Consider the following 22802-nt stretch of genomic DNA (forward strand, 5'->3'; position numbering starts at 1 on the left):
AGTAACCGGGGGCGAGCGGGGCTTGAGAGGGTGCGGCCGGCGTCCGGCGGCGGCCCCAGGGGGACCGGCGGGAGCACGGCGGCCGGTCAGCCGTCGTTGTGCGGGACGTCAGCCGACCATGCCGTCGGCCAGTTCCTCGGTGAGATTCGACTCGGTGCCGGGGATCCCGAGGTCCTGGGCCCGCTTGTCGGCCATCGCCAGCAGCCGGCGGATCCGGCCCGCGACCGCGTCCTTGGTCAGCGGCGGGTCGGCGAGCGCGCCCAGCTCCTCCAGCGAAGCCTGCTTGTGCTCCATCCGCAGCCGGCCGGCCGCCGCGAGGTGCTCGGGGACCTCTTCGCCGAGGATCTCCAGGGCCCGCTGGACCCGGGCGCCGGCGGCGACCGCGGCGCGGGCCGAGCGGCGGAGGTTGGCGTCGTCGAAGTTGGCGAGGCGGTTGGCGGTGGCGCGGACCTCGCGGCGCATCCGCCGCTCCTCCCAGGCGAGCACCGATTCATGGGCGCCGAGGCGGGTCAACAGAGCGCCGATCGCGTCACCGTCCCGGACGACGACGCGGTCCACGCCGCGTACCTCGCGGGCCTTCGCGCCGATGCCGAGCCGGCGGGCCGCGCCGACCAGGGCGAGCGCCGCCTCGGGGCCGGGGCAGGTGACCTCAAGAGAGGAGGAGCGGCCCGGCTCGGTCAGCGAGCCGTGCGCCAGGAACGCGCCGCGCCAGGCCGCCTCGGCATCGCAGGTCGCGCCGGACACCACCTGCGGGGGCAGCCCGCGGATGGGACGGCCGCGGCCGTCCACCAGGCCGGTCTGCCGGGCGAGCTGGTCGCCGCCCGCCACCACACGGACGACGTAGCGGCTGCCGCGCCGCAGGCCGCCGGGGGCCATCACCACCAGGTCGGACGAGTGCCCGAAGATCTCCAGGATGTCCTTGCGGAGCCGACGGGCCGCGATGCCGGTGTCCAGCTCCGCCTCGATCACGATGCGTCCGCTCACCAGGTGCAGACCGCCCGCGAACCGCAGGATCGACGAGACCTCCGACTTCCGGCAGCAGGTCCGGGTGACGGGGAGCCGGGAGATTTCATCCTTCACCGCTGCCGTCATCGCCATGGGCCGATCCTTCCATGCATCCGAAAAATACGGTCGTACGCGGCGGCCAGCAGCTCGGGGTCGTGCCTGGCGGAGGCGCCGCCGGCCGTCGGCCGGGAGGCGTCGCCCTGTGCGGCGACCGCCGCCAGCTCGACCTCGCTGCCGACGAGCTGCTTGGCGGCAGTCGTCAGCCCTTCGATGTCGGGCACGGCAGCCTGGTCGGCCAGCACCACGTCGAAGGCGAGTTTAGGGGCGTGTCGGGCCAAAACCTCCAAATGACGCTGCGGTGAGAAGCCATCGGTTTCGCCGGGTTGCGGCGCGAGGTTGAGCGAGAGGACCTTCCTGGCCTTGGTCTCCTCCAGCGCCTCGCGCAGTTCGGGCACCAGAAGGTGCGGGATGACGGAGGAGAACCAGGAGCCGGGGCCCAGCACCACCCAGTCGGCGTCGCGGACCGCGGCGACCACCTCGGGGACGGCCGGCGGATCCTCGGGAACGACGTGCACGGACTGCACCTCGCCGCGGGTGAGCGCGACCGTGGCCTGGCCGCGGACCGTGGCGACCTCGTCGGGGCGGCCCTTGTGGTGGCCCTTGACCTGGGCCTGGAGTTCCAGCGGCACGGCCGACATGGGCAGCACCCGGCCGTGCGCGCCGAGCAGCTTGCCGACCAGGTCCAGGGCCTGGACGTGGTCGCCGAGCTGTTCCCACAGGGCGACGATCAGCAGGTTGCCGACGGCGTGGCCGTGCAGCTCGCCGCTGGTCTGGAAGCGGTGCTGGATCACCCGCGACCAGGTCTGGCCCCAGTCGTCGTCACCGCACAGGGCCGCCAGCGCCTTGCGCAGGTCGCCGGGTGGCAGGACGCCCAGTTCGTCGCGGAGCCGGCCGCTGGAACCGCCGTCGTCGGCGACCGTGACGACGGCGGTGAGGTCGCCGGTGATCCGGCGCAGCGCGGCCAGTGAGGCGGACAGGCCCATGCCGCCGCCGAGCGCCACCACCTTTGGGGTGGCGCCCTTGTTCGAGCGGCTGCCGGGGACCAGCTTGCGGACCCGGCGCAGCCGCAGTGCCCGGCCGGTCACTCGCGCCCCATGTCGCGGTGGACGGTGACGGTTTCCACCCCTTCGGAGACCAGCCTGCGGGCCAGCTTCTCGGACATGGCGACGCTGCGGTGCTTGCCGCCCGTGCAGCCGACGGCGATGGTCACGTAGCGCTTGCCCTCGCGGCGGTAGCCCTCGGCGACGATGCGCAGCAGCTCGGCGTAGCCGTCCAGGAACTCCTTGGAACCGGACTGGTTGAAGACGTAGTCGGATACCTCTTCGTTCAGGCCGGTGAAGGGGCGCAGTTCGGGAACCCAGTGCGGGTTGGGGATGAAGCGGCAGTCGATGACCATGTCGGCGTCGACCGGCAGGCCGTACTTGAAGCCGAACGACATGACCGTGGCGCGCAGTTCGGGGACCTCTTCGCCGGCGAACTGGGCGTCCATCTTGGCGCGGAGTTCGTGGACGTTGAGGCTGGAGGTGTCGATCACCAGGTCGGTGTCGCCGCGGAGTTCGCGCAGCAGGTCGCGTTCGGCGGCGATGCCGTCGACGATGCGGCCGTCCCCCTGGAGGGGGTGCGGACGGCGGACCGATTCGAAGCGGCGGACCAGTGCCTCGTCGGACGACTCCAGGAAGACGATCCGGCGCTTGACGTTCTGCGCGTCGAGGGTGGCCAGCGATTCCTTGAGGTTGTCGAAGAAGCGGCGGCCCCGGACATCCACGACGACGGCGATCTTCGCGACGTTGCCCTGTGAGCGGGCCCCCAGTTCCACCATCGGGGGGATCAGCTCGGGCGGGATGTTGTCGACGACGAACCAGCCGAGGTCCTCCAGGCACTTGGCCGCGGTGCTCCGGCCCGCCCCGGACATGCCCGAGATGATCACCAGCTCGGGGATCGCGGCGCTCTCGCCCTGGTCGGACTCGCGCATCGTGCCCGTACTCACCTGTGCACCGTCTCTTTCGGATTCCTGCGCTTCGTGCGGTGTGCTCATCTGTCCTGCCCCCGTTCCGATGACAACGCGGCCGGTGCGGCCCCGTCATCTTCAATGATCTCTCCTGTGGCGGTGTTCACAGCGGGGCCGGCCGGTGCGGCGCCGACCAGCGCCGCGAGGACCGTCTCCGCGGTCTTGCGGCCGACGCCGGGGACCTCGCAGATCTCGTCGACGGTCGCGGCCCGCAGCTTCTTGAGCGAGCCGAAATGCTTCAGCAGTGCCTGGCGGCGGCTCTCGCCGAGCCCGGCGACCTCGTCCAGGGGCGAGGACTTGAGCCGCTTGCCGCGCTTGTTGCGCTGGTAGCGGATGGCGAAGCGGTGGGCTTCGTCGCGTACCCGCTGGAGGAGGTAGAGGCCCTCGCTGGAGCGCGGCAGGACGACCGGGTCGTCGTCATCGGGCAGCCAGACCTCTTCGAGGCGCTTGGCGAGGCCGCAGACGGCGACGTCGTCGATGCCCAGCTCGTCCAGGGCCCGCCGGGCGGCGGCCACCTGCGGGGCGCCGCCGTCGACGACCACCAGCTGGGGCGGGTAGGCGAAGCGCTTGGGGCGGCCGTCCTCGTCGGTGGGGCGGCCGGCCATGGGGTCGGGCTCCATGGCGGCGACCGCCGCGCGGTCGACGGCGCCGGCCTCGCCGTTGCCGTCCACCGGTGCGCCGGTGTCCGCGGAGGGTTCCTCCGTCCACTCCCCCGACTTCTGCTTCTCCTGGAGGTAGCGCTTGAAGCGGCGGCCGATGACCTCGTGCATGGACCGGACGTCGTCCTGGCCCTCGAAGGTCTTGATCTGGAAGCGGCGGTACTCGCTCTTCCTGGCGAGGCCGTCCTCGAACACCACCATCGAGGCGACGACGTCCTCGCCCTGGAGGTGGGAGATGTCGAAGCACTCGATGCGCAGCGGTACGGACTCCAGGCCGAGCGCTTCGGCGATCTCCTCCAGGGCCCGGGAGCGGGTGGTCAGGTCGGACGCGCGCTTGGTCTTGTGCAGTCCCAGGGCCTGCTGGGCGTTGCGCTCGACGGTGGCCATCAGGTCCTTCTTGTCGCCGCGCTGCGGGATGCGCAGCGAGACCTGGGAGCCGCGGCGGTGCGAGAGCCACTGCTGGACCGGCTCTGCGGGCTCGGGCAGCGCCGGGACCAGCACCTCCTTGGGTACCGCGTCGCCCTGCTCCTCGCCGTAGAGCTGCTGGATGGCGTGTTCGACGAGCCCTGCGGTGGTGACGGCCTCCACCTTGTCGGTGACCCAGCCGCGCTGGCCGCGGACCCGGCCGCCGCGGACGTGGAAGATCTGGACGGCGGCCTCCAGTTCGTCCTCGGCGACCGCGATCAGGTCGGCGTCGGTGGCGTCGGCGAGCACCACGGCGCTCTTCTCCATCGCCCGCTTGAGCGCCACTATGTCGTCGCGCAGCCGGGCGGCGCGTTCGTACTCCATCTCCTCGGCGGCTTCCTGCATCTTGCGTTCCAGGCGGCGGATGTAGGCGCCGGTGCGTCCGGACATGAAGTCGCAGAAATCCTCGGCGAGTTCGCGGTGCTCCTGGGCGGAGATCCGCTCGACGCAGGGTGCGGAGCACTTGCCGATGTAGCCGAGCAGGCAGGGGCGGCCGATCTGCGCGGAACGCTTGAAGACGCCTGCCGAGCAGGTGCGTACGGGGAAGACGCGGAGCATCAGGTCGACGGTCTCGCGGATGGCCCAGGCGTGGCCGTAGGGGCCGAAGTAGCGCACGCCCTTCTTCTTGGCGCCGCGCATGACCTGGACGCGGGGGAACTCTTCGTTGAGCGTCACCGCGAGGTACGGATAGCTCTTGTCGTCGCGGTACTTGACGTTGAAGCGCGGGTCGAACTCCTTGATCCAGCTGTACTCCAGCTGGAGCGCCTCGACTTCGGTGGAGACGACGGTCCATTCCACCGAGGCGGCGGTGGTGACCATCGTGCGGGTACGGGGATGGAGGCCGGCCAGGTCCTGGAAGTAGTTGGCCAGGCGCTGGCGCAGGCTCTTGGCCTTGCCGACGTAGATGACCCGGCCGTGCTCGTCGCGGAATTTATAGACCCCCGGCGAGTCGGGGATCTGTCCCGGCTTGGGTCGGTAGCTACTGGGGTCTGCCATGACCACCACCCTACTGACCGCCACTGACAATCAGCGGGTCCGTTCGGGCACTGCCCGCGACCGCGCGGGCGGGCGCGGTCGCGGGCGGGTGGTCCGCAGGGACCGGGGCCCGGCGTCGTCGGCGGACCGGGGCCCCTGCGTGTCGGCGCGCGGCCCGCGGAGCGTGTGCCGTCCGGCTGCGGGGAGGCGGACGGCCGGCGCACGCTTCGCGGGCCGCCTGTTCAGCGGCGGCGCCGGCGGCGCAGCGCCGCGGTGCCGGAGAGGCCCAGGGCGAGCACGGCGGCCAGGCCGGCGACGGCCGATGCCGCGGCCACCGGGGTGTTGTCCTCCTCCGCTGCGGTGGTCACCGCCCGGGTGCCGGGGTTCTCCTTGCCGGGGGCGGCTCCGGCGGCCTCGCCGAAGCCGCCCGCCTCGCCGCGCTTGTCGTAGGCGGAGCCGGGGAGCTTGTCGCCGTACGCCTTGGAGACCCGCTCCTGGTAGGCGGCGACGGTGGTGCCGTGCGCGCCGACGGCCTTCTCCGCCTCGGCGTCCAGCGGCTGGACGCGGTCGCCGTGCTGGACGTACCAGGCGTCGATCTGCGGTTCGTGGAAGACGGTGCCGCCCTTGGCTGCCCTGGCTCCGGCCGCGGCGTAGCGGGTCTCGTCGTCGCCGGTGGCGATGTTGACGACCTTCCAGGTGGTGCCCTGCCTGACGGTCCACACCGATGCCTTGCGGCCGTCGGACGCGACGGCCTTGCTGGCGAGGAATTCCAGTTCGGCGACGGGTGCGCCGGCCTTGCCGCGGACGAAGTCGGGCGAGAGCGCGTAGACCGGGACGGTGGCGCCCTCGATGTGCGGGGCGGCCCGGGAGGTGGTGAGGGCGCCGTCCCTGGCGAAGAACCGGGAGAGGGTGGCGAGCGTCTCGGGGGCGGCGGCGGCTTCGTGGGCGGCGGTGACGCTCGTGGCGGCCGGTGCCTTCGGGGGTGCGGGGGTCTCGGCGGCCCAGGACATCTGCGGGGCGAGGCCGGTCAGCAGGGTGGCGAGCGTGCCGGCCGCGGCAGCGCGTACGACGGTGCGGTGCGTCATGGCCTCAGGCTCCTATCCGGTAGAGGGAGTGGGTCCAGGAGAACTCGCTGCCGTTGATGTAGTACTGGTAATCGCCCCAGTTGTAGCGGCTGTTGGAGGGCCACGGGTCGCCCCAGTAGACCCAGTTGTTCGCGGTGTCGTAGCCGTAGATGACGTGCATGTGGCCGCCACCGGACGACCACTGGATGCGGGTCTCGACGGGCCGCTTGGCGTTGATCTCGCCCTGCACGGTGTTGTAGTTGAGGTACCCGGAGACGTAGTTGCCGGGGTTGATGCCCATCCAGTCGAACGCGTTCTGGACGTTGCCGAGGGTGGCCTGGTCGTTCGGGCAGTCACCGTTCTGCTGGCGCTGGAACGCGGCGTTGCAGAACTGGTTCTGGCTGTAGTTCTTGCCGTACCAGGCGGCGATGGTGTTGCCGGAGCCGGCCCAGCACCAGTTGGAGTTCTCCTGGGCCTGCATCGAGATGTCGAGGCGGTTGGCGGCGCGCGGCGCGGGGGCGGCCGTGCCGGTGTGCGCGGGGGCCGCCGAGGGTGCGGCGGGGGCCGCGGTGGCGGTGGTGGCGGGGAGTGCGGTCAGTGCCGCGGCGGCCAGCGCTACGGCCGGCAGCCATCTGCGGCGCGCGCGGCGGGTGAAGGGGGCACGGTGCATGGCGTTCCTCCCGAACGAGGGGGGTGAGCGGTGGAGGAGCGCATCCGGATGCTGCTGAGGAGCATCGGGTGTTGTCGGAGGCAGGTCAACACGCTTCAATGCGGGGTGACATGGGGGTGTGGACGCAGGGGCCCGGGTGTGAACGGCCGGTGCCCGGCGTACTGCAGTGAACAGGCAGGGAGAGCGCGCGGCGTGCGATCCGGTTGTGAACGTTCACCCGCGCGCCGGAGGGTTGAGGACATGGCACAGAACACTCCCGAGTCGGCCGAGCTGGAGCAGCTGTTGCGGACCGGGCCCTTCCATCTGGCGCTGCGGAGCGCGCTGACCGCCCGGGGCCTCGCGCTCCACCGCGTCCAGCACAAGCTCGCACAGCGCGGCATCAGGGTCGGGGTGACCAGCCTCAGTTACTGGCAGCAGGGCGCGCGGCGGCCCCAGCGCCCCGAATCGCTGCGCGCGGTGCGTGCCCTGGAGGAGGTCCTCGACCTGCCGGCGCGCTCCCTGCACCGGCTGCTGGTGCCCGAGGGCGGTGCGCGCCAGGAGGCGGAGCGGCCGGTCGCCCGCTCGTACCGCACGCTGGTGGAGCCGGCCGAGGCGCTGCGGCAGCTGTTCGCCGAGCTGGAGACCCCGGCGGACGACGGGCTGCACACCGTCGGGCATCACGAACGCGTCCGCATCGGTCCGGGCCGCGAGCTGAGCGAACGTGAATCGCTCCAGGTGGTGCGCGCGCACCGGGACGGCGTCGACCGGTACGTCGCCATCCATCGTGGCGAGGCGGGCTGCGACCCGTCACGGGTGACGGTGCGGGCCGCGGAGAACTGCCGGCTGGGGCGGGTGCGCGGGGACGCGACGACCGGCGTGGTGGTCGCCGAGCTGCTGTTCGACGCCCGGCTGCGGGCCGGTGACACCCATGTCTTCGGCTACGCCTTCGAGGACGGCAGCGGCGGCCCGAGCAGCGAGTACCTCCGCGGCTTCCGCTTCGCCGGCGGGCAGTACGTCCTCCAGGTGCGGTTCGACGAGACCGCGCTCCCGGTGCGGTGCCGCCGCTTCACCCAGGTCTCGGCGGGCGCGCCGCGCAGCGGCAGGGAGGAGCTGACGCTGAACGGACGGCACCGTGCCGTCCACCTGGTGGAGCAGGGGGTGCGTCCCGGGATCCTGGGGATCGGGTGGGATTGGGGGTGACGCGGCAGCGGTGCCGGGTGCCGGCCCGCGCGGCTCAGCCCGCGATCAGCTTGCCGCCCTTGGCCTTGACCGGCACCTCGGGCAGCGGCTCGGTGGCCGGGCCCTGGAGGACCTTGCCCGTGGTGACGTCGAAGCGGCTGCCGTGGCAGGGGCAGTGGCCCTCTTCCTTCTCCACCTCGGTCAGGACGCAGCCGGCGTGCGTGCACTTGGCGCTGAAGCATTTGAACTCGCCCTTGGCGGGCTGCGAGACGACCAGCCGGTCCTCGCGGTAGAGCTTGGCGCCGCCGACCGGGACGTCGGCCTCGGTCCCCAGGTCGACCGGTGCGGTGGGCACCGCCGACGCCTCGTTCGCACCACCGGTGGAGCAGGCCGCCACGCCGAAGCCCGCGGCCCCCACCAGCGCGGCCCCGCGCAGCACGGTTCGGCGGGCGGGGGGCTGGCTCATGGCTGCTCCAGAGATCACGGGGGGGGGTACCGGCCTCCGACGATACCGGTAGGGGTTCTTCCGCTGCCGCCCAGGCTCCGGGGCCGCGGGCCGGCTCGGCGCGGGTGTGGCGGTCAGCGCTGCTGCGGGGCGATGTGGATCTTGCGCCCGGTGCCGGCGCGGAAGCGGTCCACCGCCTCGTCGAAGTCGTCCAGACCGTGGACGTCGCTGACCAGCGGGGTGAGATCGAGCCCGGCGGTGAGCACGTCGATGGCCGGCTGGAAGCTGTTGTGCACCGCCATCGAGCCGATGATGTCGATCTCGTGGTGGTAGACGCGGTACGGCGAGAAGGAGGCGGCGCGGGCCGGGTCGGCCACGCCGAACTGGAGGAACGTTCCGCCGCGGCGCACCCGGCCCAGGCCGTCCTCGATGGCGGCGATGACACCGGTCGCGTCGACGACGACCTCGAAGCCCGGTGTCCGGCCGAGCGCGGCGGCGTCGGTGACGGCCGCGTCCACGCCGAAGGACTCGGCGAAGGCCAGGCGGTCCTCGTTGAGGTCCACGACGGAGACCGAGGCGGCGCCCGCGGTCCGCACCAGGGCGGCCATCATCAGGCCCATGGTGCCCGCGCCGTAGATCAGGTAGTGCTCCCCGGGGCGGCGCGGCAGACGGTTGAGGCCGTGCACCGCGCAGGACAGCGGCTCGACGAGTCCGGCGGCGGCCTCGGGAAGATCGTCGGGCAGCGGGTAGCAGCAGCGCGCGGGGACGGCGACCAGTTCGGCGAAGCCGCCGTCGCGGGTGACGCCGACGGCGCTGTAGTCCTCGCAGAGGTTGCCGCGCCCGATGCGGCAGTAATGGCAGGCGCCGCACGGCATGTTGGGGTCGACGGCGACCCGGGTGCCGACGGGCGGCCCCGCCGCCGCTTCGCCCACCGCCACGACCCGGCCGGTCAGTTCGTGCCCGGGGACCAACGGGTAGCGGGCGGCGGGGAGTTCGCCGCCGAGCAGGTGCATGTCCGTGCCGCACAGGCCGCAGGACGTGACGCGCACGACGACCTCTTGGGGGCCGGGCCGTGGGTCGGGCAGTTCGGTGACGGCGGTGCTGCCGGGCTTGCCCGGTTCGGTGACCACGAGAGCGCGCATCGGCGCCTCCTCACGACGTCGTGCGGGTGCGATGCCGGGAAGGTAGCTTGCGCGTAAACGCTTGCGCAAGCGTTTGCGTCTGCGCTGTGATGGACCTCTTCGGCGCCGCACCGCGCGGGACGCGCAGCGGCAGGGAGGGAGCAGCGGATGACCACGATGGCCGATGTGGCACGGCGCGCGGGGGTGTCCGTCGCCACCGTCTCGCACGTACTCAACGACACCCGGCCGGTGCGCCCCGACACCCGGGCGGCGGTGCTCGGCGCCATCGACGAGCTGGGCTACACGCCCAACACCCTCGCCCGCTCCCTGGTCACCGCCCGCACCCGCTCGATCGGCCTGGCCGTCTCCGCGATCAGCAACCCCTACTTCACCGAGATCCTCCAGGGGGTCGAGGCGAGCGCCCTGGAGGCGGGCTACAGCCTGCTGATCGCCGACCCGCACGACGATCCGGTCCATGAGCGCAAGGTCGTCCAACTGCTGCACGAGCGGCGGGTGGACGGCATGATCGTCGCGCCGTCCGCCGAGCCGTCGGAGATGACCGGCTATCTGGCGAGGCGGTCGGTGCCCACCGTCTTCCTGGACCGGCTGGTGGGCGACGACCACGACCAGGTGTGCGCGGAGAACACCGGCCCGGTACGCCAACTCGTCGAGCATCTCGCCGACTTGGGGCACACCCGGATCGGCCTGGTGGCCGGCCTCCCGGGGCTGAGCACGACCACCGAACGCGTCCGGGGCTACCGCGAGGGCCTGCGCGCCCGCGGGCTGCCGTTCGCGCCCGGACTGCTGGCCGGCGGCAACTCCGAGGCGGAGGGCGCCGAGCGGGCCACCCATCAGCTGCTGGCCGCGCCCGAACCGCCCACCGCCGTGATCACCGCCAACAACGCGATGACCATCGGCACCCTGCGCGCACTGGCCGCGCGCGGCCTCCAGGTACCCCGCGACATCGCGCTGGCCTGTTTCGACGACTTCTCCTGGGCCGACCTGTTCGCGCCGCGCCTGACCGCCGTCGCGCAGCCCAGCAAGGACATCGGGGCCGCCGCGGTCCGGCTGCTGCTGGAGCGGCTGGCGGACCCGGCCCGGCCGCCGCGCACCCTCCGCCTCCCCTGCACGCTGGTGCACCGCACCTCCTGCGGCTGCCCCGCCACAGGTCCCGCGGACCGGCACCCGCTCTCCCCGTCACCGGCCGCGCCCCCGGCCGCGCAGGAAAGGAACCGCACCCCGTGATCGTTGTCGCCGGCGAAGCCCTGATCGACCTCGTACCCGGCCCACAGGACCCGCCCCCGGGGGACGGGCTGCCCGCGCTGCTCCCCCGGCGTGGCGGCGGTCCTTACAACACCGCCGTCGCGCTCGGACGGCTGGGCTCGGACGCCGCCTTCTGCTCGCGGGTCTCGACCGACACGTTCGGCGAGGCACTCCTGGACGGACTGCGCACCGCAGGCGTGCGCACCTCGCTGGTGCAGCGCGGCGCCGAGCCGACCACGCTGGCCATGGCGGACATCAGTCCGGACGGCTCGGCCGGCTACGGCTTCTACGTGGAGGGCACCGCCGACCGCCTGTTCGCCCTGCCGCCCGCCCTGCCCGACGAGGCCCGCGCGCTCTCGCTCGGCACCTGTTCGCTGGTGCTGGAGCCGGGCGCGAGCGCGTACGAGGCACTGCTGCGGCGGGAGTCAGGGCGCGGGGTGTTCACCGCGCTCGACCCGAACATCCGGGCCGGCCTGATCGCGGATCCGGCCGCCTACCGCGCCCGCTTCGCGTCCTGGCTGCCGCATGTGACGCTGCTGAAGCTCTCGGAGGAGGACGCGCTCTGGCTCGCGGACGGCGAAGCGCCGGATCCGGGCCCGGGGAGTTCGGGTGCCGGGGGCGCGGACACCGCCGGGGTGCTCCACGCGGCCATCGGCCGGTGGCTGACGGCGGGCCCCGCGGCGATCGTCCTGACCCGCGGCGGCGACGGGCTGAGCGTGCTGACACCGGGAGGCGGCGAGGTGACGGTACCCGGCGAGCGGGTCGAGGTCGTCGACACGATCGGCGCGGGCGACACCGTCAACGCGGCGCTGCTGCACCGGCTCGCCGCCCACGACGCCCTCTCGCACACCGCCGTGACGTCCCTCGGGGCCGACGACTGGCGCGACATCCTCGGCTTCGCCGCCCGCGCCGCCGCCGTCACCTGCTCCCGCGCGGGCGCGGAGCCGCCGTACGCGGCGGAGTTGGCGGGGCGCTAGGCCACGTCCGACGGGGCGCCGCGACACCGGGCGCCGTGTCGGGCACGGGCCCCGGCTCACGGCGGGCGCCCGACCGCCGCACGGCGAACGGGCCGCCGCCCCTGGCGCCCTGATCCATCGGATCCGGGGTGCGGGGGCGGCGGCCCGTTCCGGTGACGCCGGGGCCGTGGGATCAGGAGGCCCTGCGGGCCCTGCTCGCCGTCTTCTTGGCCGCCGTCTTCTTGGCCGCCACGGCCTTCTTGGCGGCGGGCTTCTTCGCCGCCGCGGCCTTCTTGGCGGCCGGCTTCTTCGCCGGCTTGCCCGAGGACGCGGCATCGCTGACGCGGTCGCCGAGGATGTCCCGCAGGAACTTGCCGGTGTGGCTGGCCGGGACCGAGGCGATCTCCTCGGGGGTTCCCTCGGCGACGATCAGTCCGCCGCCGTTGCCCCCCTCGGGGCCCATGTCCACGACCCAGTCCGCGGTCTTGATCACGTCGAGGTTGTGCTCGATGACGATCACCGAGTTGCCCTTGTCGACCAGCCCCGACAACACCTTGATCAGCTTGCTGATGTCGTCGAAGTGCAGGCCGGTGGTCGGCTCGTCCAGGACGTAGACCGTCCGCCCGGTGGAGCGCTTCTGCAGCTCGCTGGCCAGCTTGACGCGCTGCGCCTCGCCGCCGGAGAGGGTCGGCGCGGACTGCCCCAGACGGACGTAGCCGAGGCCGACCTCGTGGAGCGTCTTGAGGTGGCGGGAGATGGTCGGCACCGCCTCGAAGAAGTCGAGCGCCTCCTCGATGGGCATGTCCAGCACCTCGGCGATGGACTTGCCCTTGTAGTGCACCTCCAGCGTCTCGCGGTTGTAGCGCGCGCCGTGGCAGACCTCGCACGGGACGTACACGTCCGGCAGGAAGTTCATCTCGATCTTGATCGTGCCGTCGCCCGAGCAGTTCTCGCAGCGACCGCCCTTGACGTTGAAGGAGAAGCGCCCCGGCAGATAGCCGCGGACCTTGGCCTCCATCGTCTCCGCGAACAGCTTGCGGACGTGGTCGAAGACGCCGGTGTAGGTGGCCGGGTTGGACCGCGGCGTCCGGCCGATCGGCGACTGGTCGACGTGCACGACCTTGTCGACCAGGTCGTCGCCGTCCACCCGGGTGTGCCGGCCCGGCACGGACTTGGCGCCGTTCAGCTCGCGCGCCAGGTGCGTGTAAAGGATGTCGTTGACGAGCGTCGACTTGCCGGAGCCGGAGACGCCGGTGACGGCGGTCAGCACCCCGAGCGGGAAGGAAGCCTCGATGTCCTGGAGGTTGTTCTCCTTCGCGCCGTGCACCGTCAGCTGCCTGGCGGGGTCGGCGGGCCGGCGGATCTCCGGCGTCGCGATGGCCTTCCTGCCGGACAGGTACTGGCCGGTGACCGACTCCTTGTTGGTCAGCAGCTCCTTCATCGGGCCGCTGTGCACGACCTTGCCGCCGTGCTCGCCGGCGCCGGGGCCGATGTCCACCACCCAGTCCGCGACCTTGATGGTGTCCTCGTCGTGCTCCACCACGATCAGGGTGTTGCCCATGTCGCGCAGCCGCACCAGCGTCTCGATCAGCCGGTGGTTGTCGCGCTGGTGCAGGCCGATCGACGGCTCGTCCAGGACGTACAGGACGCCCACCAGACCGGAGCCGATCTGGGTGGCGAGCCGGATGCGCTGGGCCTCGCCGCCGGAGAGGGTGCCCGCCGCGCGGTTCAGCGAGAGGTAGTCGAGGCCGACGTCGACCAGGAACTTCAGCCGTTCGTTGACCTCCTTGAGGACGCGTTCGGCGATCTTCTTCTCGCGGGTGTCGAGCTTCATCTCCCGCAGGAAGTCGGCGCAGTCGCTGATCGACATGGCCGAGACCTCGGCGATCGACTTCTGCTGGACCGTGACCGCGAGCACGACGGGCTTGAGGCGGGTGCCCTCACACGTCGGGCAGGGCACCTCGCGCATGTAGCCCTCGAAGCGCTCCCGGCTGCTGTCGCTCTCCGCCTCGCTGTGCCGCCGCTTGATGAACGGCACGGCGCCCTCGAACGGGGTGGTGTAGGCCCGCTCGCGGCCGTAGCGGTTGCGGTAGCGGACCTCGATCTGGGTGCGGTGGCCGTGCAGCAGCGCCTTCTTGGCGCGCTGCGGCAGCCCGGCCCACGGGATGTCCGTACGGAAGCCCAGGGCGTCGGCGAGGGCGCCGACCAGGCGGCCGAAGTAGTCCTTGGTGTGGCCGTGCGACCAGGGGTGGATCGCGCCCTCGTCGAGCGACCTGTCCTCGTCGGGGATGATCAGGTCGGGGTCGACCTCCATGCGGGTGCCGATGCCGGTGCAGTCCGGGCAGGCGCCGAAGGGCGAGTTGAAGGAGAAGGAGCGGGGCTCCAGCTCCTCGAACGAGAGGTCGTCGTAGGCGCAGTACAGGTGCTCGGAGTACATCCGCTCGCGCTGCGGGTCGTCCGCGTCCAGGTCGACGAAGTCGAGGATGACCATGCCGCCGGAGAGCCCGAGTGCGGTCTCCACGGAGTCGGTCAGCCGGCGCTTGGCACTGTCCTTGACCGTGAGGCGGTCGACGACCACCTCGATGGTGTGCTTCTCCTGCTTCTTCAGCTTCGGCGGCTCGGAGAGCTGGATCGTCTCGCCGTCGACCCGCGCCCTGCTGTAGCCCTTGGTCTGGAGGTCGGAGAAGAGGTCGACGAACTCGCCCTTGCGCTCCCGCACCAGCGGGGAGAGCACCTGGAAGCGGCTGCCCTCGGGCAGTTCGAGGACCTTGTCGACGATGGCCTGCGGCGACTGCCTGGCGATGGGACGACCGCACTCGGGGCAGTGCGGCTTGCCGATGCGCGCGAAGAGCAGCCGGAGGTAGTCGTAGACCTCCGTGATCGTGCCGACCGTGGAACGCGGGTTGCGGGACGTCGACTTCTGGTCGATCGAGACCGCGGGGGACAGGCCCTCGATGAAGTCCACATCGGGTTTGTCCATCTGCCCGAGGAACTGCCGGGCGTAGGAGGAGAGCGACTCGACATAGCGCCGCTGCCCCTCGGCGAAGATCGTGTCGAAGGCGAGCGAGGACTTGCCCGACCCGGAGAGCCCCGTGAAGACGATGAGGGAGTCGCGGGGGAGGTCGAGCGAGACGTTGCGGAGGTTGTGCTCGCGAGCGCCACGAACGATGAGACGGTCGGCCACGCCGGTCGGCACCTTTCTGGAGGGGGGCGGGAGCCGCGGAGATCGCATCCGCCGCTCGGTCGATGAGCAGAGGCGGCGGAGCGGAGCGGAGCCCCTGCCCCAGGGTATGGGGACCGCCACGGCACTGTCTTTGTGATGCCACACACGAGCCTATAGCACGCGCATTCGATTTACGGCGGACGTCCGCCCGCTTCACTCAAACGTGTGGCGGCGCCGGATCCTTCCCCGCCGCGCGCCCACGCCGCCCCTCGCCACTCCCCCGCAGGTCAGCGCCGTCGGCCACCGGTCCGGCTCACCGCAGGACGGGCAGCGCCCGCTCCAGCGCGTCGAAGGTCCGTTCCAGCGCCTCCGCGTAGTCAACGGCCACCGCGTCCACCGGGTCACCGTCGAGCTGCCGGGCCAGCGCTTCCGCGTAGACGGCACGCCACCCGCCCACGATCAGCGCGGCGGACAGCCGGGGCTCCGGCCCGTCGTCACCTGCCGCCCGCGCCAGCTCCGCGGCGAGCAGACCTTCGAGCTCCTCGATGGCCTCGCGCCCGCGCGCCCGCAGCGCCGCGGATTCGGCCACGGTGCGCCAGAAGTGCGCGAAGCCCTCCCCCACCCCCGCCAGCGGATGCCGCTCCGCCAGCAGGTCACGCCCGAGCCGGCGCAGCGCGTCGAGCGGCGTCTCTTCCGGACCGCGCCCGCGGATCGCGCGGACGACCAGCTCACCGGCCTCCGGGATCCGGTCGAGGAAGAGATCCTCTTTGCGGGGGAAGTAGTTGAAGACCGTCATCGTGGAGACCTCGGCGGCGCGGGCGATCTCCGCGACGGTGACCTGCTCGAAGCCGCGCTCGATGAAGAGCCGGGTCGCCTCGCCGGAGATCCGCTGCCGGGTCCGACGCTTCTTGCGCTCACGCAGGGTCAAACCGTCCTCACTGGCGCCGTCGGCACCTTCGCCCACCGCGCCAACTCCCGCACCGCTCACGCCCGTCGCACCTTCCGCACCACTCGCGCCTCCCATGGCCAAAATTTTAGCCGCGATATTTTTTTAGTCACTACACTCTTCTCTCATGGCACATGATGACGCGGATGTGATCGTGGCAGGAGGCGGCCCCGTGGGGCTGATGCTGGCCTGCGAACTCGCACTGGCAGAGGTGAAGGTCGTCGTCCTGGAACGGCTGACCGAAGTGGATACGACGATCAAAGCGGGGTCGATCAACACCCCGAGCGCCTCGGCGCTCTACCGGCGCGGTCTGCTGCCTGCCCTGGCCGAGGTGCAGCGCGAGGCCCTGGAAGGGTTCCAGGCGTTCCTGCGGCAGCGGGACCTGGCGGCCCCGGAGGCACAGCCTTCCCCACCGCCCCGGTTCGCCGGGCACTTCGCGGGCATCATGCTGCGCGGCGACCTGCTGGACACGGACGACCCGGAGCTGACGTCCGCCGGCCCCGTCGACGCCATCGGCATGGTGCCGCAGGCCGCCCTGGAACAGCTGCTCGCCGAGCACGCCCGCGCCCTCGGCGTCACCGTGCGCCGCGGGGTGGAACTGACCGGCTTCGACGCCGGAGCGGACGGCGTGACCGTACGTACCACCGAAGGCGAGCTGCGCGCCGGCTGGCTGGTGGGCTGCGACGGCGGACGCAGCACGGTCCGCAGGCTCGCCGGCTTCCCGTTCCCCGGCACCGCCCCCGAGATCACCGGCCATCAGGCGATCGTGGAGATGACCGGATCCGAAGCGCTGGGAACCGGCTGGAACAGGACGGACACCGGCACGTACGCGCACGGCCCGTTCCCCGGCCGGATCCTCACCGTCGAGTTCGACGGGCCGCCGGCGGACCGTGAAGCACCCGTCACCGCCGAGGAGTTGCAGAATTCCTTGCGGTACACGTCCGGTGTGGACGTCACCGTCACCACGGTGCACTCGGCCACCCGCTTCACCGACAACGCCCGCCAGGTGCCCGACTACCGGAAGGGCAGGGTGCTGCTCGCCGGCGACGCCGCGCACGTGCACGCGCCGTTCGGCGGGCAGGGGCTGAACCTCGGCATCGGGGACGCCGTGAACCTCGGCTGGAAGCTGGCCGCCACGATCCACGGACGGGCGCCGGACGGCCTGTTGGACAGCTACACCGCCGAACGCCACCCGATCGGCGCCTGGGCCCTGGAGTGGACGCGCGCCCAAGTGGCCCTGATGCGCCCGGAACCGCACACCCACGCCCTGCGGAACATCATCGCCGAGCTGTCCGGCACGGTCACCGCCACCACCTTCTTCGCCAAGAAGATCTCCGGCGTCCAGCAGCGCTACGACCTGCCCGGCAGCCATCCGCTGACCGGCCGCAGCGCCCCCGACCTGCTGCTGGCCGACGGCAGCAGGCTCGGCGACCTGCTGCACTCCGGCTGCGCCCTGCTGCTCGATCTCGCGGACGACGCCGACCTGCGCAAGCGCGCCGCGGGCTACCGGGACCGGGTGCGGGTCCTGACGGCCTCCTGCCAGGAACGACCGGAGCTCGCCGGGCTGTTGGTACGTCCCGACGGCTGCACGGCGTGGGCCGCGGACCGGACCGACGGAACGCGGGAAGCGGGCGGCGCCACCACCGTTGACACGTCCCCTGACACCCTGGACGGTCTCGACGACGCGCTGCGCCGCTGGTTCGGCGCGCCCGACGACGCCGCGGCCTGAGACCTGGGCGGGGCGGCGACGGGGGTGCCGCTCCGCCCAGTGGGTCTCCCGAAGTCGCCGCCGCGGCGCTAGCTTCGGAACATGACCGATACCGCGCCTGACTTCGCGCACGATTTGGCAGCCGTCCAGGGAGCCACCGACCGGTTCCTGGACTCCGTCGGCACACTCGACGACGCAGCGATCGGTGAACCCTCCCTGCTCCCCGACTGGACCCGCGGCCACCTCCTGGCCCACATCGCGCGCAACGCGGACGCCCTCGTCAAGCTCCTCACCTCGGCCCGCACCGGCGTCCCCACCCCCATGTACGTCAGCGCGACGGCCCGCGACGCCGACATCGAACGGGACGCCGGGCGTCCGCTGGCGGCGCATCTGGACGACCTGCGGGAGAGCGCAGGCCGGTTCGACGCCGCGGCGCGGGCGCTGCCGCCCGGACGCCGGGACGCCCGGGTCGAGATGCGCAACGGCGTGATCGAGCGGGCCGACCGGCTGCTGCTGCGCCGGCTGGGCGAGGTGGAGCTGCACCACGTCGACCTGGGCGTCGGCTACACCCTCGACCGGCTGCCCGCCGCGTTCGTCGGCGCCCAGCTGAACTTCCTCGCCACGGTGAAGTTCGCGGGGCGGGCGGACCTGCCCGCGCTGGAACTGCGGACGGACGACGGCAGGCAGTGGCGCACCGGGGCGGAGGGCGGCACACCACTGGTGGTGTCGGGTTCTGCACTGGCGCTGCTCGGCTGGCTCACCGGGCGCGGCGACGGGCGTGCGCTGGACAGCCACGGCAGCGCGCTGCCCGCCGTCCCGCCGTTCTAAGCTGATCTCATGGGCTACAGCGGAGCAGTGAAGGTCGGCGGACCGGCCGACGTGCACGAATTGACCGACCTGATGATCTCGAAGGTCGCGGTCGGCCCGACGAACAACAACGCCTACGTACTGCGGTGCCGGGCGACCGATGAGCAGTTGCTGATCGACGCGGCGGCCGAGCCGCACACCCTTCTCTCCCTGATCGGCGACAGCGGCATCGGGTCCGTGGTGACCACACACCGGCACGCCGACCACTGGGGCGCGCTGCGCGAGGTGGTCGACGCGACGGGGGCGCGGACGTACGCGGGGCGGTACGACGCGGAGGGCATTCCGGTCCCCACCGACGTGCTCGTCGAGGACGGCGACACGGTGACCGTCGGCCACGTCGAGCTGACCGCCCGCCATCTCGTCGGCCACACCCCGGGCAGCATCGCGCTGGTCTACGACGACCCGCACGGCGCCCCGCATCTGTTCACCGGGGACTGCCTGTTCCCCGGCGGCGTCGGCAACACCTGGGGCAGCGCCGAGAACTTCAGCAGTCTGATCGGCGGCGTCCAGGCCAAGCTCTTCGATCAACTGCCGGACGAGACCTGGGTCTACCCGGGGCACGGCAACGACACCACGCTCGGCACGGAGCGACCGCACCTCGCGGAGTGGCGCGAGCGCGGCTGGTAACACCAGCGGGCACACGTCGGGTCGCGCTCCAGGAGGAGCGCGACCCGATGTCCGTTCGGGCGGCGGGCCCGCCTGTCGCGGGCCCGGCCGTCAGACGCCCGCGCGGTCCTTGGACTCCGCCTCGGCCGTCAGCTTCCTGGACGCGCGCAGGCTGGTGATCGTGGTGACGACCAGCACGGCGCAGATGACGCCCAGCGAGACCGGAATGCTGATCTCCGGTACGGCCACCCCGGACTCGTGCAGCGCGTGCAGCACCAGCTTCACGCCGATGAAGCCGAGGATCACCGACAGGCCGTACGAGAGGTGGACCAGCTTCTTGAGCAGCCCGCCGATCAGGAAGTACAGCTGCCGCAGCCCCATCAGGGCAAAGGCGTTGGCGGTGAAGACGATGTACGGGTCCTGGGTCAGGCCGAAGATCGCCGGGATGGAATCCAGCGCGAAGAGGACGTCGGTGGTGCCGATCGCCAGCATGACGATCAGCATCGGCGTCATCAGACGCTTGCCGTTCTCCACGATGAACAGCTTGGTCCCGTGGTACTTGTCGGTCGAAGGGAAGCGCTTCTCGACGGCCTTGAGGAAGCGGTTCTCCTCGAACTCCTCGTCCTTCTCCTCGGCACGGGCTTCCTTGATCAGCTTCCACGCGGTCCAGATGAGGAACGCGCCGAATATGTAGAACACCCAGGAGAAGTTGGCGATGATCGCGGCGCCCGCGCCGATGAAGCCGGCCCGCAGCACGAGTGCGATCAGCACGCCGACCATCAGCACACGCTGCTGATAGATCGTCGGCACCGCGAACTTGGCCATGATCAGGACGAAGACGAAGAGGTTGTCGACGCTCAGCGACTTCTCGGTGATGAAGCCGGCGAAGAACTCACCCGCGGGGCCACCGCCGGCGAACAGCAGCAGCCCGAGCCCGAAGAGCGCGGCCAGCGCGATCCAGACGCCGGTCCAGATACCGGCCTCCTTGAGGGAGACCTCGTGCGGTTTGCGTCCGCCGATGAAGAAATCGGCGGTGATCAGGGCGCAGAGACCAAGGATGGTCAACACCCACAGGTTCAGGGAAACGTCCACTGCTCCTCCGGCAGAGTCGTACGGCACTTACAGCGTCGTCGCTGCCGGAGGTCTCTTCCACCCGGGGCCGCGCTCACGGTCGCTGCGCCGGGCCGACGTCCCGGGATCTCGTCACACACTCGGAATCCGTGATGACGGGTACGTCGTCGCAGGAATACTCCCCTCCGCACATCAGAGAGTAAAGGAACACCAAGAGATAGTAAAGGAAATCACAAAGCCGCAGGTGGGGATGGTCAGGGGAGAGTCTGGTGGGCGGTCTCGGACGAGGGCCTGCGGGTCAGCCGCGGCCGTCGCGTCGGGCCTCGGCGAGCCGCCCGAGCACCTGGCGCACCACCTGGCTCCCGCGCGGCGCGAGAGGCGGCTCGTACGTCCAGGCATGCCCGACCCACGGATCGGCGAGGTGGGCGTCGGGAACCGGTGTGATCCGCAGCAGCGCCCGCCACAGGGGATCCAGCACCGGGCCGAACTCCCGGGTCTGGGCACGGTCGGCGACCATCATCAGGTGCACGCCGACCGCAGGACCTTCGTCGGCCAGGTAGCGGAGCCGGTTGACCGCACGGTCGTCGAAGCCGTGCGGGAAGTCGTGCACGATCAGCAGCTGCTCCGCGGTGTCCAGACCGGCGGGCAGGGCGTCCGCGGCACGGCTGCGCACGGCCATCTGGACGAGATCCACCCGTCGCGTGAGGGCCTCCAGGACCGCGGCCACCCCGCCGGCCCCGGGCTCCGGTGCCGCGCCCAGTGAGCCCGTCTCCCGCAGGGGCGCCAGCGCGGGCGCCGCGGTCCCTCCCGGATCGATGACCTGGACCGAGAACGTGCCCGCGGGGTGTACGGCGAGCAGCCGCGCCGCGACCGCCACCGCGGTGTCCATGGCCAAGCGGCGGCGCTCGGCCTCGTCGAGCGGCCCGTCCGTGAGCGCGCTGCCCAGCTCGCGGCGGGCGAACTCGCGCTCCGGGTCGTGACCGCCGCGGAGCGCCACCGCGCCGCCGCTGTCGATCCACAGACCGCGCTCCAGGGGCAGCCGGACCAGCATCGGGATCCGCAGCTCCGCGGCCTCCGGAAGGTGCAGATCACCCAGTCGCAGCGCCATCGGGCGCTCCAGGGGCGCGTGGTAACCCTGCCAGACGGGGCTGCTCCAGGCGGCGTAGGCAGGCGGCAGGGCGGGCTCGACGACGTCCGCTTCGACGGCGAGCTGCGCGAGATCCCGGTCGAGGGCGGCGCGGGCCCGGCCGACCAGTTGGGCGTGCCGGTCACGGGCCGCCGTCCGGGCGGCATCGGCCGCGGCGCCGAGGCGGTTGCGCGGGTCGGCGAGGACGGTGTCCAACTCCTGGTCCCTGCGGGACTCGGCGAAGTCGACGGCGCTGCGGTAGGCGGCGACCGTCCGCGCCAGGTCCTCGAACATGCCCCAGACCTGGTTGTAGAGCCGTTCGTCCATGCTCCAGCCGGCCGCGTCACCGGCCACCGGGGTGGGCGGCTCCTCCGGGGTGGGCGGCGCACCGGGAGCCGCGGCGGGCTGCGGCCGGACGCCCGGGGCGGGCAGCGGCGCGGGGGCGGGGCGGCGCTTCGGGTGGCGGTAGTCGATCGGGCCGCCCGTGCTGCCTGGGGCAGAGCCTTCACCGGGGCCCGGCCGGTCCTTCGCGGGAGCGTCCGGGGACACCGCGCCCAGGGCCGAGGGGGCCACGTGGTCCGAGGGGGTCTCCCGGGCAGGAGACGCGTCGCCGTCCGGGAGGCTGCCGCCCGGAACGCCGGACCGGCGTTCCCCGCCGACGGCACCGCCGTACGGCGCCGACGGCGCGGGCTTGGCGGGCGGCGCGGGCGTGGCCGACGGCGCAGGCGTGGCCGACGTGGCGGGCGGCGCGGGCGTGGCCGGCGCCCGCCCCGTGCCGGCCGCCTCTTCGACCGCCGCGGCCAGTTCCGCGGCCAGCGGCGCCCCCAGCCCCTGATCGTGGAGCAGGGCGGCGAGCCCGTCGATGTACCCCTGCCCCACCGCCCGCACCTTCCAGGCGCCCTGCCTGCGGTACAGCTCGACGGCGACCACGGCGGTCTCGGCGCCGAGACCGGTGAGGGCGTACGCGGCGATGCCGGTGCCGTCGAGGTCCGTGACGGCGACGGAGGGAGCGGCGGCGGCCCCGAATCCGGCGGGTCCACCGGCCCCCGGGGGCAGCGAGAGCAGGACGCTGACCCGGTGCACGGTGGCGGACAGCGCCTCCAGGTCCACCACCACGCGCTGCTCGGCCGCCGCCCGGCGGGGCACGTCGACACCGCTGCGCGACGGCGCCCCGGGATGGGCGACCGCGTCGGCGCCGGACAGCCTGCCCCGCTCGTCCCCGAGCGTGACCCCGGCCACGACGGGCCCGTCGGCCGTGATCCGGATCTCGACGCGGGTGTGGCCCAGCGGGTGGTTCTGCCCACGGACCAGCTCGGCCGTCATCGTTCGTCCCCCTGGGTCTCGTCCCGCCTCATGAGCCACCCGGCCCGGCCCTCGCGGGCGCCGGGCTAGGTCCTGTCGTCAAACTCCCGTCTGCCCCGCGACGCCTGGCACGCACGCTCGCCGCGTTGTCGGGATCTCCCCGG

General features: G+C 72.3%; 18 protein-coding genes. 6 read left to right on the plus strand and 12 right to left on the minus strand.

Features of this window, described 5'->3' with window-relative positions:
- Positions 1-108: 108 nt before the first annotated feature.
- The 6 genes from whiA to ACIBK8_RS13060 all read right to left on the minus strand — a co-directional run bounded on the left by whiA (position 109) and on the right by ACIBK8_RS13060 (position 6906).
- Positions 109-1098, minus strand: coding sequence for a DNA-binding protein WhiA (gene whiA / locus ACIBK8_RS13035; protein ID WP_030282946.1), 990 nt, complete (start codon positions 1096-1098; stop codon positions 109-111).
- On the minus strand, positions 1089-2150 hold the full coding sequence (gene yvcK / locus ACIBK8_RS13040) for a uridine diphosphate-N-acetylglucosamine-binding protein YvcK (RefSeq protein WP_399041808.1): 1062 nt from the start codon (positions 2148-2150) through the stop codon (positions 1089-1091). The genes whiA and yvcK overlap by 10 nt, the downstream gene beginning before the upstream one ends.
- Positions 2147-3100, minus strand: a complete 954-nt coding sequence (gene rapZ / locus ACIBK8_RS13045) for an RNase adapter RapZ (protein WP_399041809.1) — start codon at positions 3098-3100, stop codon at positions 2147-2149. The genes yvcK and rapZ overlap by 4 nt, the downstream gene beginning before the upstream one ends.
- Positions 3097-5193, minus strand: a complete 2097-nt coding sequence (gene uvrC, locus ACIBK8_RS13050) for an excinuclease ABC subunit UvrC (RefSeq protein ID WP_399041810.1) — start codon at positions 5191-5193, stop codon at positions 3097-3099. Before uvrC ends, rapZ begins: the two co-directional genes overlap by 4 nt.
- 221 nt (positions 5194-5414) lie before the next feature.
- Entirely contained in the window at positions 5415-6257 is an 843-nt protein-coding gene (locus tag ACIBK8_RS13055) for a hypothetical protein (RefSeq protein ID WP_399041811.1), read from the minus strand.
- Between the two features lie 4 nt (positions 6258-6261).
- A complete protein-coding gene (locus tag ACIBK8_RS13060) occupies positions 6262-6906 on the minus strand; it encodes a papain-like cysteine protease family protein (RefSeq protein WP_399041812.1) in 645 nt (214 codons plus the stop codon).
- Between the two features lie 240 nt (positions 6907-7146).
- On the opposite strand from ACIBK8_RS13060, the gene ACIBK8_RS13065 reads away from it, so the two are divergent.
- Complete coding sequence (locus ACIBK8_RS13065) at positions 7147-8085, plus strand: hypothetical protein (RefSeq protein ID WP_399041814.1); 939 nt, start codon at positions 7147-7149, stop codon at positions 8083-8085.
- A gap of 34 nt (positions 8086-8119) precedes the next feature.
- Here ACIBK8_RS13065 and ACIBK8_RS13070 read toward each other — a convergent pair whose 3' ends face one another.
- Both ACIBK8_RS13070 and ACIBK8_RS13075 read right to left on the minus strand, forming a co-directional pair.
- A complete protein-coding gene (locus ACIBK8_RS13070) occupies positions 8120-8530 on the minus strand; it encodes a Rieske 2Fe-2S domain-containing protein (protein WP_399041817.1) in 411 nt (136 codons plus the stop codon).
- 113 nt (positions 8531-8643) lie between these two features.
- Complete coding sequence (locus tag ACIBK8_RS13075) at positions 8644-9651, minus strand: zinc-dependent alcohol dehydrogenase family protein (RefSeq protein WP_399041818.1); 1008 nt, start codon at positions 9649-9651, stop codon at positions 8644-8646.
- A gap of 147 nt (positions 9652-9798) precedes the next feature.
- Between ACIBK8_RS13075 and ACIBK8_RS13080 the strand changes: the two genes are divergently transcribed.
- Both ACIBK8_RS13080 and ACIBK8_RS13085 read left to right on the plus strand, forming a co-directional pair.
- Positions 9799-10875: a LacI family DNA-binding transcriptional regulator gene (locus ACIBK8_RS13080; protein ID WP_399041819.1), complete on the plus strand. Its 1077-nt coding sequence runs from the start codon at positions 9799-9801 to the stop codon at positions 10873-10875.
- On the plus strand, positions 10872-11870 hold the full coding sequence (locus tag ACIBK8_RS13085) for a carbohydrate kinase (protein ID WP_399041820.1): 999 nt from the start codon (positions 10872-10874) through the stop codon (positions 11868-11870). Before ACIBK8_RS13080 ends, ACIBK8_RS13085 begins: the two co-directional genes overlap by 4 nt.
- A 172-nt stretch (positions 11871-12042) precedes the next feature.
- Here the strand turns inward: ACIBK8_RS13085 and uvrA are convergent, their stop codons facing one another.
- Entirely contained in the window at positions 12043-15033 is a 2991-nt protein-coding gene (uvrA, locus tag ACIBK8_RS13090) for an excinuclease ABC subunit UvrA (RefSeq protein ID WP_399041822.1), read from the minus strand.
- 292 nt (positions 15034-15325) lie between these two features.
- A complete protein-coding gene (locus ACIBK8_RS13095) occupies positions 15326-16000 on the minus strand; it encodes a TetR/AcrR family transcriptional regulator (protein ID WP_399041823.1) in 675 nt (224 codons plus the stop codon).
- A gap of 85 nt (positions 16001-16085) precedes the next feature.
- On the opposite strand from ACIBK8_RS13095, the gene ACIBK8_RS13100 reads away from it, so the two are divergent.
- From ACIBK8_RS13100 to ACIBK8_RS13110, 3 genes are all read left to right on the plus strand, one after another.
- Positions 16086-17687 (plus strand): FAD-dependent monooxygenase, encoded by a 1602-nt coding sequence (locus ACIBK8_RS13100; protein WP_399041824.1) that lies wholly within the window; start codon positions 16086-16088, stop codon positions 17685-17687.
- Positions 17688-17768: 81 nt separating this feature from the next.
- On the plus strand, positions 17769-18494 hold the full coding sequence (locus ACIBK8_RS13105) for a maleylpyruvate isomerase family mycothiol-dependent enzyme (protein WP_399041825.1): 726 nt from the start codon (positions 17769-17771) through the stop codon (positions 18492-18494).
- A 9-nt stretch (positions 18495-18503) separates the two neighbouring features.
- A complete protein-coding gene (locus ACIBK8_RS13110) occupies positions 18504-19160 on the plus strand; it encodes an MBL fold metallo-hydrolase (protein WP_399041826.1) in 657 nt (218 codons plus the stop codon).
- 90 nt (positions 19161-19250) lie between these two features.
- On the opposite strand, the gene ACIBK8_RS13115 is transcribed toward ACIBK8_RS13110, so the two are convergent.
- Together ACIBK8_RS13115 and ACIBK8_RS13120 are read right to left on the minus strand one after the other, a co-directional pair.
- Entirely contained in the window at positions 19251-20231 is a 981-nt protein-coding gene (locus ACIBK8_RS13115; protein ID WP_399041828.1) for a TerC family protein, read from the minus strand.
- Between the two features lie 277 nt (positions 20232-20508).
- Positions 20509-22659, minus strand: coding sequence for a TerD family protein (locus ACIBK8_RS13120; protein ID WP_399041829.1), 2151 nt, complete (start codon positions 22657-22659; stop codon positions 20509-20511).
- Positions 22660-22802 lie beyond the last annotated feature (143 nt).

The organism is Streptomyces sp. NPDC050161 (genome assembly GCF_044460025.1).
Lineage (GTDB): Bacteria > Actinomycetota > Actinomycetes > Streptomycetales > Streptomycetaceae > Streptomyces.

Bases quoted from the DNA above. Each gene is read 5' to 3' on its own strand.
- ACIBK8_RS13080 (WP_399041819.1), top strand. From the start codon at position 9,799: ATGACCACGATGGCCGATGTGGCACGGCGCGCGGGGGTGTCCGTCGCC.
- ACIBK8_RS13120 (WP_399041829.1), bottom strand. From the start codon at position 22,659: ATGACGGCCGAGCTGGTCCGTGGGCAGAACCACCCGCTGGGCCACACC.
- ACIBK8_RS13100 (WP_399041824.1), top strand. From the start codon at position 16,086: ATGGCACATGATGACGCGGATGTGATCGTGGCAGGAGGCGGCCCCGTG.
- ACIBK8_RS13060 (WP_399041812.1), bottom strand. From the start codon at position 6,906: ATGCACCGTGCCCCCTTCACCCGCCGCGCGCGCCGCAGATGGCTGCCG.
- ACIBK8_RS13055 (WP_399041811.1), bottom strand. From the start codon at position 6,257: ATGACGCACCGCACCGTCGTACGCGCTGCCGCGGCCGGCACGCTCGCC.
- ACIBK8_RS13075 (WP_399041818.1), bottom strand. From the start codon at position 9,651: ATGCGCGCTCTCGTGGTCACCGAACCGGGCAAGCCCGGCAGCACCGCC.
- rapZ (WP_399041809.1), bottom strand. From the start codon at position 3,100: ATGAGCACACCGCACGAAGCGCAGGAATCCGAAAGAGACGGTGCACAG.
- whiA (WP_030282946.1), bottom strand. From the start codon at position 1,098: ATGGCGATGACGGCAGCGGTGAAGGATGAAATCTCCCGGCTCCCCGTC.
- ACIBK8_RS13070 (WP_399041817.1), bottom strand. From the start codon at position 8,530: ATGAGCCAGCCCCCCGCCCGCCGAACCGTGCTGCGCGGGGCCGCGCTG.
- ACIBK8_RS13105 (WP_399041825.1), top strand. From the start codon at position 17,769: ATGACCGATACCGCGCCTGACTTCGCGCACGATTTGGCAGCCGTCCAG.
- uvrC (WP_399041810.1), bottom strand. From the start codon at position 5,193: ATGGCAGACCCCAGTAGCTACCGACCCAAGCCGGGACAGATCCCCGAC.
- ACIBK8_RS13065 (WP_399041814.1), top strand. From the start codon at position 7,147: ATGGCACAGAACACTCCCGAGTCGGCCGAGCTGGAGCAGCTGTTGCGG.
- ACIBK8_RS13110 (WP_399041826.1), top strand. From the start codon at position 18,504: ATGGGCTACAGCGGAGCAGTGAAGGTCGGCGGACCGGCCGACGTGCAC.